This is a genomic window from Nocardia acidivorans NBRC 108247, from assembly GCF_001625085.1.
Lineage (GTDB): Bacteria > Actinomycetota > Actinomycetes > Mycobacteriales > Mycobacteriaceae > Nocardia > Nocardia acidivorans.
In genome coordinates this window covers 83,137-95,622 of sequence record NZ_BDAW01000015.1, presented here as the reverse complement: position 1 = coordinate 95,622, position 12,486 = coordinate 83,137, and the positions used below count along the sequence as shown (strand labels likewise).

At 65.4% G+C, this 12,486-nt stretch carries 10 protein-coding genes, 1 tRNA gene and 1 pseudogene; 3 read left to right on the top strand and 9 right to left on the bottom strand.

Translation table 11 applies throughout. The features are described 5' to 3' along the window. Positions 1–266 precede the first annotated feature (266 nt). The 8 genes and pseudogenes from NA10_RS09860 to NA10_RS09830 form a co-directional block, all read right to left on the bottom strand. Positions 267–339 (bottom strand) — tRNA-Glu (locus tag NA10_RS09860). An 865-nt stretch (positions 340–1,204) separates the two neighbouring features. Beyond that, positions 1,205–3,022, bottom strand: a pseudogene (gene recQ, locus NA10_RS09855) (DNA helicase RecQ); the annotation flags it as partial. Positions 3,023–3,187: 165 nt separating this feature from the next. Next, the gene (gene ftsX, locus NA10_RS09850; RefSeq protein ID WP_067566352.1) at positions 3,188–4,093 is read right to left on the bottom strand and encodes a permease-like cell division protein FtsX; all 906 of its coding nucleotides are present in this window, start codon (positions 4,091–4,093) and stop codon (positions 3,188–3,190) included. Beyond that, complete coding sequence (gene ftsE, locus NA10_RS09845; RefSeq protein ID WP_067566348.1) at positions 4,093–4,782, bottom strand: cell division ATP-binding protein FtsE; 690 nt, start codon at positions 4,780–4,782, stop codon at positions 4,093–4,095. Before ftsE ends, ftsX begins: the two co-directional genes overlap by 1 nt. 57 nt (positions 4,783–4,839) lie before the next feature. Next, the gene (locus NA10_RS36585; RefSeq protein ID WP_157556309.1) at positions 4,840–5,007 is read right to left on the bottom strand and encodes an Rv3103c transmembrane domain-containing protein; all 168 of its coding nucleotides are present in this window, start codon (positions 5,005–5,007) and stop codon (positions 4,840–4,842) included. Further along, positions 4,994–5,857 (bottom strand): mechanosensitive ion channel family protein, encoded by an 864-nt coding sequence (locus NA10_RS09840; protein WP_067566345.1) that lies wholly within the window; start codon positions 5,855–5,857, stop codon positions 4,994–4,996. Before NA10_RS09840 ends, NA10_RS36585 begins: the two co-directional genes overlap by 14 nt. A gap of 135 nt (positions 5,858–5,992) precedes the next feature. Beyond that, on the bottom strand, positions 5,993–7,114 hold the full coding sequence (prfB, locus tag NA10_RS09835; protein WP_067566560.1) for a peptide chain release factor 2: 1,122 nt from the start codon (positions 7,112–7,114) through the stop codon (positions 5,993–5,995). A gap of 444 nt (positions 7,115–7,558) precedes the next feature. Then, positions 7,559–8,416 carry a helix-turn-helix domain-containing protein gene (locus NA10_RS09830; protein ID WP_067566342.1) on the bottom strand — a complete coding sequence of 286 codons (858 nt, stop codon included), beginning with the start codon at positions 8,414–8,416 and terminating at the stop codon, positions 7,559–7,561. 142 nt (positions 8,417–8,558) lie between these two features. Here NA10_RS09830 and NA10_RS09825 point away from each other — a divergent pair, with 142 nt between their 5' ends. Both NA10_RS09825 and hisN read left to right on the top strand, forming a co-directional pair. After that, complete coding sequence (locus NA10_RS09825; RefSeq protein ID WP_067566339.1) at positions 8,559–9,155, top strand: NADPH-dependent FMN reductase; 597 nt, start codon at positions 8,559–8,561, stop codon at positions 9,153–9,155. A 57-nt stretch (positions 9,156–9,212) separates the two neighbouring features. Further along, a complete protein-coding gene (hisN, locus tag NA10_RS09820) occupies positions 9,213–9,998 on the top strand; it encodes a histidinol-phosphatase (protein WP_067566336.1) in 786 nt (261 codons plus the stop codon). Positions 9,999–10,509: 511 nt separating this feature from the next. Here hisN and NA10_RS09815 read toward each other — a convergent pair. Further along, the gene (locus tag NA10_RS09815) at positions 10,510–10,851 is read right to left on the bottom strand and encodes a hypothetical protein (protein WP_067566331.1); all 342 of its coding nucleotides are present in this window, start codon (positions 10,849–10,851) and stop codon (positions 10,510–10,512) included. 231 nt (positions 10,852–11,082) lie between these two features. Here NA10_RS09815 and NA10_RS09810 point away from each other — a divergent pair, with 231 nt between their 5' ends. Continuing rightward, entirely contained in the window at positions 11,083–12,477 is a 1,395-nt protein-coding gene (locus NA10_RS09810) for an acyl-CoA dehydrogenase family protein (RefSeq protein WP_373862353.1), read from the top strand. The last annotated feature ends 9 nt before the right edge of the window (positions 12,478–12,486 follow it).

Sequence of the window (12,486 nt, the reverse complement as noted above, 5' to 3'; positions counted from 1 at the left end):
GACAGGGCGCATCACATAAGGAGTCGAACCTCGACGGGCCGAAGACCCGCGTCACCAGAAAGTTGACCGCAATCGATGCGGGGAACGTAGTCCGGAGATTCCGGTACGCCCCTGATTCGCGGCCGAGATCAAAGGTAGCCAGCGACAGCCGAGGAGTGCCAGCGATTTATTCGAGCACCACGATCTGTGGCCGCCCACACGTGAGGTGGTTCCGCACTTGGATACGCGAAAGGCCCCCGGCCGCAAGGGCCGGGGGCCTTTCGAAGTAGTCCCGACGGGATTTGAACCCGCGCTACCGCCTTGAGAGGGCGGCGTCCTAGGCCGCTAGACGACGGGACCAGGATGCTCGCTGCGCTCCGACCAAGGTCGAACCGCGGCAGCTCCGAAAGCTTATCGTGCCTGCGGCCAGCCACCAAATCCGCTGTCAGGAGGGCTGGGGCTCGAACGTGCATGTACTCACGCTGGTAAACGTCGAGTCGCCTCCTGCGTGATTACATGCACGTGGATTCTCGAGCGGGGAATGGGGCATTCCACCCGGGGCCGTCGTAGCAGATTCGGGCGAATCACCCTCGGTACCAGCGGGGTTCGGGAGAATACAAGACGAGCGCGGCAGTGCTGGTGGCGTCGCCTGCCGTAACCACAGTGCCAGTTCTGCTTTGCAGCCCGGTTGAGCAGCTACAACACCATTCCGCAAGGGATCAACACATGGGTCGGCCACCCCTATCCGGGACGCCGACAGGGCAACGGCCGAATCCAACTATCGGATGGGCGGGCCCAGGAGGTAGGAGCTTGGCCACCTTCCAAGCGCGAAGTCCTAGCCGAAGTCGGGCGGGAGTTCGTCGAAGTCGGGCGGCATGTCGTCCGGCCAAGGAATGTCGTCGTAGGCCGGGGCGGCGGAACCGCTTGTCGGCGCTCCGGATTCGCGCGTGGCCGCCGGTCGAGAGCTGGGCGCGACCGGGTTGGTGTCGTGCGGCTGACCGGTGGGGCGACCGGATCGCCGCACTGCGGGAGCCGACTCGCGAGGGGTTGTGTCGGCGAACCGGCTCGACGTGGCGGTACCGGCTGATCGCGCCACCGGGGTAGAGCTGGAGCCGGGAGCGGCTGCCGAGGTGGAGGCGGTCGTCGATCCGGGAGCGAGGACCGCGGCTCCCGCGACCGGTGTCGCGGGGGGTGTGATTGTCCGGCCTTCCGGGGACGCGCCGCCCGCGATCACCTCGAGGACGCCTTCGCCGTATTTGGCGCGTTTGTTCTCGCCTATGCCGGAGATGGTGCCGAGGTCTGCGAGAGATGCCGGTTTGCGGGCGGCTATCTCGCGAAGGGTGGCGTCGTGGAAGACGACGTAGGCGGGGACACCCGATTCCTTGGCGGTGGCGGCGCGCCAGGCGCGGAGGCGTTCGAAGAGGTCGGCGTCACCCGGGGCCAGGTCGGCGGCGAGGCGGGATGCCTTGGCGGGCTTGGCGGTTCGGGCGGCCTTGGCGCGTTCGGGTTCGCGGCGGAGTTTGACCTGGCGGCCGTCGAAAAGCACGTCGTTGGAGGAATCGGTCAGGGTGAGGACGCCGTAGTCGCCGTGTACGGCGAGCAGGCCCTGGGCCAGGAGTTGGCGGATCACGCCGCGCCATTCGATATCGCGGAGTTCGGTGCCGATGCCGAAGACCTTGAGTTCGTGATGGGCGTGCTGCTCCACCTTGGGATTGCGCTTACCGATCAGGATATCGACGATATGGCCCGCGCCGAAGCTCTGCCCGCGTTCGCGTTTGAGCCGCAGGATGGTGGAGAGCACTTTCTGCGCGGGGACCGTGCCATCCCAGGATTCGGGGGCATTGATGCAGGTGTCGCAGTTGCCGCACGCCTGTCCCGGCTGCCCGAAATAGGCGAGCAATTGGGTGCGGCGGCATTCGACCGTCTCGCACAGCGCCAGCATGGCGTCCAGATGCAGTTGCAGCTGACGGCGATGCATGGCGTCGCCATCGGAGGATTCGATCATTTTACGTTGCTGCACAACATCACTCAGGCCGTAGACCATCCACGCGGTGGAGGGCTGCCCGTCACGCCCGGCGCGGCCGGTCTCCTGGTAGTAGCCCTCCACCGATTTCGGCAGATCCAGATGCGCCACGAAACGCACATCGGGTTTGTCGATCCCCATGCCGAAGGCGATGGTGGCAACCACGACCAGGCCGTCCTCCCGCAGGAACCGCGCCTGATTGGTCGCGCGGATCCGATTGTCCAGACCCGCGTGATACGGCACGGCCGCGACACCATTGGCATTGAGGAAGGCGGCGGTCTTCTCCACCGAATTCCGGGACAGGCAGTACACGATGCCCGCGTCCCCGGCGTGCTCACCCTGAATGAACGCCAGCAGCTGCTGTTCCGGCCGATTCTTGCCCTCGATCCGGTATTGGATATTGGGCCGGTCGAAGCTGGCCACGAAGTGTTTGGCGTCGGTGAGATCGAGCCGTTCGGCGATCTCCTTGCGCGTGGCCGCGGTGGCCGTGGCGGTCAGCGCGATGCGCGGCACATCCGGCCACCGCTGATGCAGCATGGACAGCGCCAGATAATCGGGCCGGAAATCGTGACCCCACTGCGAGACACAGTGCGCCTCGTCGATGGCGAAGAGCGCGATCTTCCCGCGGTCGAGCAGCTGTGCGGTGGATTCCAACCGCAATCGTTCCGGCGCGAGGTAGAGCAGATCCAATTCCCCCGCCACGAACGCCGCCTCGACGGCCCGCCGCTCATCCGGGAATTGCGTGGAGTTCAGGAATCCGGCGCGCACCCCGACCGCGTTGAGCGCATCGACCTGATCCTGCATGAGTGCGATGAGTGGTGACACCACCACGCCCACCCCGGGCCGCACCAGCGCCGGAATCTGATAGCAGAGCGATTTACCGCCGCCGGTGGGCATGAGCACCAGTGCGTCGCCACCGGAGATGACCTGCTCGACAATCTCGCGCTGCGGCCCGCGGAAACTGTCGTAGCCGAATGTCTTTCGCAGAACCTGGTGCGCCGCAGCGCTTCCCGCGTCCACGGTGGATGCGTTGCCTGCGACGGTCTCGACCTCCGGTGCACTCACGCGGGCAATCCTACGGACCGTATCCGACACCCGTTCCGCCTTCCGCACACCACACGCAACTTCGCACCCCCTCCCGCCCGGTTCGCGAGTTATGCGAAAACAGGACGGGGGTGAGCGATTTCACTCACGCACGTAATACCGCAGCGCGCCGTAGGCCGCGAGCGCGGCGAATCCGATACCGATCGGCGTCACGATCAAGGCCACGGTGGCGATATCGTCACCGGTGATGCGCGGCAGCACCTGATCATTGAACAGACTGCCCAGCGCCCGATTGATCACCAGCGGTTGCGCGATGAACAACCCACCGATCGCCAGGGCCGATCCGACCGCCGCCGCCAGCACCGCCTCCAGCAGGAATGGCAGCTGGGTGTACCAGCGCGTCGCACCGACCAATCGCATGATGCCGACCTCGGTCTTGCGCGCCAAGGCCGCGACCTGCACCATATTGGCGATCAACAGCAGTGCCGCCAGCGCCTGGAGCGCCGCCAATCCGAAGGCCGCATTGCGAAGTCCGACAAAGAAACTCACCAGTCGGTCGACGATATCCATATCGTTGAGCACCGTCATCACACCCGGCCGCTTGGCGAAATCGTCATAGATGGACCGGTATTTGGTGACATCGCTCAACTTCACCCGGAACGAGGCGGGCAGCCCGTCCTTGCTCACCTCATCGGCGAGGCCGGGCTGATCCTTGAAGGTGGTCTCCTTGACCTCCTTCACCGCGTCGGCGCTGTTGACGAACTGCACGCTCGCCACATCCGCATGCTTCTTCAGATCGGACATGAGCGTTTTGCACAGTTCCTGCGTGCAGTCCAGATCCGTCCGCGAGACGCCGTCATCCAAATACAGTCGGATCTCGACCCTTTGGACGTAGTAGTCCTGAATCTTGTCCGCCATGCGCACCGCCAGCAGACCTCCGCCGAGCATGGTCAGCGAGACCGCGGTGGTCAGGATCATGGCGATGGTCATGGTGATATTGCGGCGCAGGCCGGTGAACACCTCACCGAAAAGGAATCCGAGGCGCATTACCGGCCCACCCCGTAGACGCCCATCTCCTCATCGCGGACCAGTCGGCCGCGATCGAGTTCGACCACGCGCCGGCGCATGGCATCGACGATGGCGTTGTCGTGGGTGGCCATCACCACCGTGGTGCCGGTGCGGTTGATCCGCTCCAGCAGCGTCATGATGTCGGCGCTCGTCTCGGGGTCCAGGTTGCCGGTCGGCTCGTCGGCGAGCAGTACCAGCGGCCTGTTCACGAAGGCGCGGGCCAGGGCCACGCGCTGCTGTTCACCGCCGGACAGCTCACTGGGCAGTCGATCGGCTTTGCCGGAGAGTCCGACCATATCGAGCGCCTCGGGCACCGCGCGGTGGATGAAGGTGCGCGATTTGCCTATCACCTCCAGCGCGAAGGCCACATTCTGCTCGACCGATTTCTGTTGCAGCAGCCGGAAATCCTGGAAGACACAGCCGATGCGCTGGCGCAGTTTGGGGACTTTGCGGGCCGGTAACTTGTCGACCCGGAAATCCGCGACCCACACCTGTCCGGTGGTGGGCTTCTCATCCTTGAGCAGCAGTCGCATGAAGGTCGACTTGCCGGACCCGGATGGCCCGATCACGAAGACGAACTCGCCTTTTTCGATGTCGACAGAGACATTGTCCAGCGCGGGTCGCGTCGAGGTCTTGTAGGACTTGGTGACCTTCCGCAGGCTTATCACGGAGATCCAGTCTACCGAGACGTGACCGTTACCCGGCCACGCCGCGCAGACACGCCGTTAGCGGGCTGATGGCTCACTTGGGCCAGACAGCGGGTTGCTGAGTACCGAATTCACGAACGTCGGATACTCCGGCTTGCTGGTGGTATCGGGTTTCACGAACAGGTACAGCACGAACGTGGCGACCCAGACCGTCATCAGGATCGCCGTGGACTTACGTGTTTTCACTCAGACCCTCCCGGCGTAGTGCCGCGGCCACTCGCACCCGCAGCTCACGCCCGACTTCGAACTGTTTGCCCGGCAATGTCCGGGCCACCATCTTGATATTCATTTGGTCGACTGTGAGATCTTCGACACCCATGACCGATGGCTCGTCGAGCAGTAGTGATTTCAATTTTCGGTCGGCGAACGCCTTCGCGCCCACCTCATGCAGAATCTCATTGATCTTATTGATATCGGCGGTGGCGGGAACGGGCACGTCGATGGCGGCACGCGCCCAATCCTTCGACAGATTGGTCACTTTCACGATCTGACCGTTCGGCACGGTAATCACTTCGCCGTCGACGCTGCGCAGTGTGGTGACGCGCAACGTGACGTCCTCGACCGTACCCTCGGCGTCGGCGGCGGATCCAGTGACCGCGATGCGCACCACATCGCCGAAGCCGTACTGCCTTTCGGTGATCAGGAAGAATCCGGCCAGCAGATCCTGCACGATGCGCTGCGCGCCGAAACCTATTGCCGCACCGAGCACCGCGGCCGGAGCCACCAATCCGGTGAGCTGAAAGCCCAAGCGCTGCAAGACTTCCAGCGCCACCAGGAAGTACACGATGGACAGTACGACCCAGGTTATGACCTGCGCCAACGCATGTCGGTGTTTGGCCGCCTCGGTCCGCACCAGCGAATCGCTGCTGCGGAACGAGGCGTCGATGTTCCGGGTGATCCGGTCACGAACGAAAGTCGCTGCGCGCGAGAACAACATCGCGCCGACGATGAGCAGCACGATCTCGAGCCCGCTGGACCTGAACCAGTTTCCGAAGTCGGCTCCGGTGCCGGCAGCGAGAGTCGAACTGATGCTCATTTTTGTTTGCCTCCGCTTCGCTCCGGCGGTTCGCGGCCCTCGTAACCCCGGATCTTCCCTCCTGCACTCCTGCGCTTCGCTCTCCCGTTCCGTCAGTCCAGATCCGGGGCGGGCCGCGAACACCAGGGTGAAGGTTCAAGCCTGCGTCTGCTGCTCCCGCATGCGCCAGCGGATTCCGGATTCGATGAAACCATCGATGTCACCGTCGAGCACGGCGGAGGGATTGTTGACCTCGTAGCTGGTCCGGAGATCCTTGACCATCTGGTACGGGTGCAGAACGTAGGAGCGCATCTGGTTGCCCCAGGACGCGCCCTCATTGGTCTTGAGCGCGTCCATCTGGGCGCGCTCCTCCTGTCGCTTGCGCTCGAGCAGTTTGGCCTGCAGTACGCGCATGGCCGAAATCTTGTTCTGCAGCTGCGATTTCTCGTTCTGACAGGTGACGACGATGCCGGTCGGAATATGGGTCAGGCGCACCGCCGAGTCGGTGGTGTTGACCGACTGGCCGCCGGGACCCGAGGAGCGGTACACATCGACACGCACCTCACCCTCGGGAATCTCGATGTGGTCGGTGGTCTCCACCACGGGCAGCACCTCGACCTCGGCGAAGGAGGTCTGACGGCGGCCCTGGTTGTCGAAGGGGCTGATGCGCACCAGGCGATGCGTGCCCATCTCCACCGAGAGGGTGCCGTAGGCGTACGGCGATTTCACGGCGAAGGTGGCGGACTTGATGCCCGCTTCCTCGGCATAGGAGGTGTCGTAGATTTCGACGCTGTACTTGTGCCGTTCGGCCCAGCGCACGTACATCCGCATGAGCATCTGCGCCCAGTCGGCGGCGTCGACGCCACCCGCACCGGAGCGGATATTGACCAGCGCCTCACGCTTGTCGTACTCACCGGCAAGCAGCGTGCGGACCTCGAGGGCCTCCACATCGCCGTGCAGGGTGGCGCGTTCGGCATCGGCGTCGGCGAGGGCGGAGGCGCGCGCCTCACCCTCCTCGCCCTCGGCCAATTCGTACAGCACCGGGAGGTCTTCGAGGCGCTGGCGCAGTTCGCGTACGCGCCGCAGTTCGCTCTGTGCGTGGGAGAGTTCGCTGGTCACGGACTGGGCGTGGTCCTGGTCGTTCCACAGCTCGGGATCCGCGGCCTGCTGTTCCAGTTCGTCGATGCGCCGGACCAGCTCGTCGATATCGAGCACCGACTCGATGGTCTTCAGGGTCGAGTCGAGTTCGGCAAGGTCAGCGGAGACGTCAGGATGCACGGTGCTCAAGGCTACCGCCCCTTTCAAGGTCGATGAAACAAAGGCAGACCAGCCGCGTGCGCCGCGGCCGGGTGGGCGGTCGATACCGCCGGAGAAGTCCGAGGGATTGGCGCGGCGGTCACGAACACGCGTGAACACACCGCGCCCCGATCAAGTCGGTGCGGCGTGGCGGAGGCCAGGGGGCATGGCCGGCGCGGTCATCCGCCCGGACGGAAGGGCTATCCGAGCGCGGCAATCGTGAAGCCTCCCCGGCATCCTGGCGCGCCGTTGGCCGGGATCCGTCGAGCCGCTGTGCAGCGCAGCGGATATGGATCCCGGCCAAAAGCATGCCGGAATGACAAAGGCGCGGGTCGGGGCGGCGACGGTGAACGGACGCGCGGGACTGTCAGCGTCGTACAGGGGCCGCGCTGTGGCGGACGCGCACCTGCGAGGCTCGCCTGTCCTTCAACCGGCCACGGCGCGCAGGCTGCCGGGTGTGCGGCCGATCAGGGCGTCGAGGGCGGCGGCGGTCGGCTCGTCGGCCGCGAGATAGATCATGATGTATTGATCATCGTCGGCCGAGAGCGAAAGGGTTTCGTAGGCCAGGCGGAGCATGCCCGCTTCGGGGTGGTCGAGGCGGCCGACGCCATTGTGATCGGGCAGCCCCGGAATCGATTCCATCCGCCGGGTGAACTCCTCGCCGACGGTGAGGGTGAGTTCGTCGATGAGCGCGCCGACCTCGGGATCGGAGCGGCCCGGACCCTGTTTGAGGGTGGCGACGACCTTGTCCGCCTTGTGTTCCCAGTCCGGATAGGCGGTGCGGGCGCGCGGATCGGTGAGGACGTAACGGGCGTAGCTGCCCGGCCATCCGGCATCGAGCAGGCCGATGGGTTCCATCAGCCGCCGGTAACCGGTGGTGCTGGCGAGCAGTTCGCTGAGCCGGTTCATCACCACGGCGGGTGCGGGTTCGAGTTGCTCGAGGATCGCCTGGATGGCGGGGCGCACGGCCCGGTTCGGCCCCGCGCCGCCGAGGCAGCTGAAGCCCGGATCGGAGGCTTTGCCGAGCTGATGCAGGTGCACGCGCTGATTCCTGGTCAGCTGGAGTGCGTCGGCGATCGAGGACAGCACGGCGACGGACGGATTCCGGTCGCGTCCCTGCTCCAGGCGAATCAGATATTCGACGCTGACTCCGGCGAGGGTGGCGAGTTCCGCGCGCCGCAGACCGGGGGTGCGGCGACGCGCGCCGGCGGGCAACCCCACCTCGGCGGGCGTGGTCGCCTCCCTGCGCGTACGCAGGAACAGCCCCAGCTCGTTGTCGCTCACGTATCGAAGGTACCAAGCTTCACGCGCCCGAGACTGTCCCTGCCACTACCACTCTCAGCGTGGTCTCCCTATCCGATCTCGCGGCCAGCAGAGTCGTGCACAGCGGTCGACCGGCCGCCAGCGCATCTCGAAGGAGACCACAATGAGCAGCACGCCCCTACGGCTCGCGGTGATCATCGGCAGCGTCCGGGAGGGCCGTTTCGGTCCGGTGGTAGCGCACTGGTTCGCGGAGCAGGCTCGTCGGCATGGTGGCTTCGAGGTCGACGTGATCGATCTGGCCGAGGCCGAGCTGCCGCACGAATTGCCCGCGGTGCCGCTGGTGATGGAGCCGAATCCGGTGCGTCCCGCGGGCATGCTCGATCTGACCGCTCGGCTGGCGGCGGCCGCTGCCATGGTCATCGTGACCCCGGATATCAATCGCAGCTATCCGGCCTCACTCAAGACCGCCATCGACTGGCATCTGGCCGAGTGGGATCGCAAAACCGTCGGTTTCGTCGGGTACAGCGGTAAGAGCGGCGGGTTGTTGGCCATCGAGCATCTGCGTCAGGTGTTCAGCGAGCTCAACGCGCATACGGTGAAGGATGTCGTATCGTTCCCGCGCTATTTCCTGCTCTTCGATCAGCAGGGGCAGCTGCTGGATCCGACCGAGCCGGAGCAGACCGCGGCGCGCATGCTGGGTCAAATGCATTGGTGGGCAAGCGCTCTTACCGCCGCCCGGGAGCTCCCGGCCGCTGTCTGAAACGCGAAGGTCGCCGCCGATGCGCGGGGTTCACCCGGGGCCGCTAACGTTTCCCGGGTGACCGCTTACTCCAGTGATCTCGAACTCGCCCTGCGACTGGCCGACGCGGCCGACGCCATTACCCGTGATCGTTTCGGCGCGCTCGATCTGAAGATCGACGCGAAGCCGGATCTGACCCCGGTATCGGATGCCGACCTGGCCGTGGAGCGGATGGTGCGTGAGGTGCTCGGCTCCGAGCGCCCGGCGGATCTGGTGCTCGGGGAGGAATTCGGTGGGGATGCCGAATTCTCCGGGCGGCAGTGGGTGATCGATCCGATCGACGGAACCAAGAATTTCGTGCGCGGGGTGCCGATCTGGGCCTCGCTCATCTCACTGCTCGAGGACGGTGTGCCGGTGGTGGGCGTGGTGAGCGCCCCGGCGCTGTCGCGGCGCTGGTGGGCGGCCTCGGGTGCGGGCGCGTGGACGAGTTTCGAGGGCTCCGAGCCCAAGGCCATCTCGGTGTCGGCGGTGGCCGAGCTGGGTGCGGCGAGCCTGGCGATCTCCTCGCTGTCGGGCTGGCGGGCCATCGGCCGGCGGGCCAAGTTGATCGCGCTCAGCGATGAGGTGTGGCGGACCCGCGGCTACGGCGACTTCTTCGGTTACACGCTGCTGGCCGAGGGCGCGGTGGATATCGTCACCGAACCCGAACTGTCGCTGTGGGATATGGCCGCGCTGGATATTCTGATTCGCGAGGCGGGTGGCACCTTCACCTCGCTGGACGGCAATCCGGGACCGCACGGCGGTAGTGCGGTGGCGACCAATTCCCATCTGCAGGACCAGGTGCTGGCCGCGCTGGCCGCCTGAGACTTGCGAACATACGAAACGCCCCCGCCTGCAGTGCGGGGGCGTTCGTGTTCATTCGTCGAGATCTAGGCGGAACCGCTCGTACCGCCACCACCCGGCGTGCCGATGAGCACCCCCACGAGGCCGCTGAGCAGACTGGTAACTACAGAGACGAGTCCTGACAACATAACCAATCCTCCTTTCGTCTCATCGAAAAACGTAGTGAGGCTTGACAGTTGGCGTGACCGGAACGAAATAACCGCATAGCCTTCCCGCTTATACAAGACTCGCCACGCAGCGAATCCCTATGCACACAAGCGGTTTTGACGCGTTTAGTACGCAATTACACTGGGTAGAAGCACTACCCGAGCTGCCGCAGTGCAGTCCAGCTGTCCTGCCAGGGAATTCGGAGCTGTCTGCCCTGGTGGATGGGTCGGTCAGCCCGTCGAACCCGGTGAACACCGGGTGTGATTCACCCTCCCCTGCGAGCCCGACGCGGGGCTGCGGTCCCCTACGCCGGGAGATGGTGCTGTCAGCCCGCGGAGGAGGTGCCGCCGGTGGGCGCGGCCGAGCCGGTGGTGGACGGTCCCGCGATGGGGCTGTAGCCGGATCCGGAGTTGCCCGAACCGGTATTGATCTGGCCCGAGCCGGTGCCCGCGGCACTGGAGCCGCCATTGCCGATCTGGACCGAGCCGAATCCGGCCGCGGAACCGGAGTCGCCGCCGCCATTGCCGTTGCCGGAACCGGTGTTGATCCCGCCCTCGGTGACGGTGCCGATGTCCTGCAGCGGGATGCCTTCGGCGGATGCGCTCGGGGCGGCGGCGATGAACAGTGCGATCGCAATCGCGCCGGTGGTACCTACCAGCGTTTTCATTTAGGAGACCTCCATATGGGTGCAATGGTGCGCCGACACCGTAGCCCACCCGCAACCCATATGAAGGGTGTTTGTTTCACTATTCGCCGTGGCGCATTGGAGACTTGCGCAACCACCGCGCTGACCAGCCGATTCGACAACCCTCGACGTCAGTTCTTACTCTGAAGTAAGATAGTCTTACTCTGGAGTAAGATTGCTGGGCAGGATCACCCTCCACACTCAAGAAAACTGGTGATTATGAGCACTCGAGACACCGCAAAGACGCGACGTCCGGATACCTCCGCCGTGGGCCTGAACCCGGTCAAGCGCGACTGGATGGGCGCGGCCATGCGGGTAATGACGACCATCACGGGGTCCGAACTCGCGGAGAAGTACAACCTGCGCAAGCCCATCGAACGTATTACGTACGAGGGCACCAAGACCGGTTTCCGCAGCCTCGGCGCCGCGACCCGCGTCTTCGAGAAGGTTTCCGGCGGTGGCGCGCCCAAGCGACTGCCCGCCAACGAATCCAAGAAGAAGGACTACTTCGACCTGACCCCCACCGACGATCAGCAGATGATCGTCGAGACGGTCCGCGAATTCGCCGCCGAGATCCTGCGCCCGGCCGCCTACGACGCCGACAATGCCGCCAAGGCCCCGCGCGATCTGCTCGAGCGCGCCTCCGAGCTCGGCATCACGCTGATCAATGTGCCCGAGGAGTTCGAGGGCGCCGCCTCCGAGCGTGGCGCGGTCACCAATTCCCTTGTGGCCGAGGCGCTCGCGCACGGCGATATGGGTTTGGCGCTGCCGCTGCTCGCGCCGAGCGGTGTGGCCGTGGCGCTGTCCCAGTGGGGCACCGACGCGCAGCAGAAGACCTACCTGGGTGCGTTCGCCGGTGAGAATGTGCCGCAGGCGTCGGTGGTCATCTCCGAGCCGCAGGCGCTGTTCGATCCGTTCGCGTTGAAGACCAAGGCCACCCGCTCGCCCAGCGGTTACCGCCTGAACGGTGTGAAGAGCCTGGTTCCGGCCGCGGGCGATGCCGAATTGTTCATCGTCGCAGCCGAACTCGACGGTCGCCCGGCGTTCTTCATCGTGGAGTCGGATACCCAGGGTGTGGTCGTGGAGGCCGATCCCTCGATGGGTCTGCGCGCCGCGGGTCTGGGCCGTTTGCTGCTGGACAATGTCGCCGTTTCCACCAGCGCCCTGCTGGGTGATGCCGAAACCGCCCAGCGCTCCGAGGATTACGCCGATGCCGTGCGCCTGGCCCGCCTGGGCTGGTCGTCGCTGGCGGTCGGCACCGGTCAGGCCGTGCTGGACTACGTGATTCCGTATGTGAAGGAGCGGGAGGCGTTCGGCGAGCCGATCGCGCACCGCCAGGCGGTGGCCTTCATGGTCGCCAATATGGCCATCGAGCTCGACGGTCTCCGTCTCGTGACCCTGCGGGGTGCGTCACGCGCGGAGCAGGGCCTGTCGTTCGCTCGCGAGGCCGCGCTGGCTCGCAAGCTGGCCACCGACAAGGGCATGCAGATCGGCTTGGACGGCGTGCAGCTGCTCGGCGGTCACGGCTTCACCAAGGAGCATCCGGTGGAGCGCTGGTACCGCGACCTTCGTGCCATCGGCGTTGCCGAGGGCGTCGTCCTTCTCTGACCCGACTTC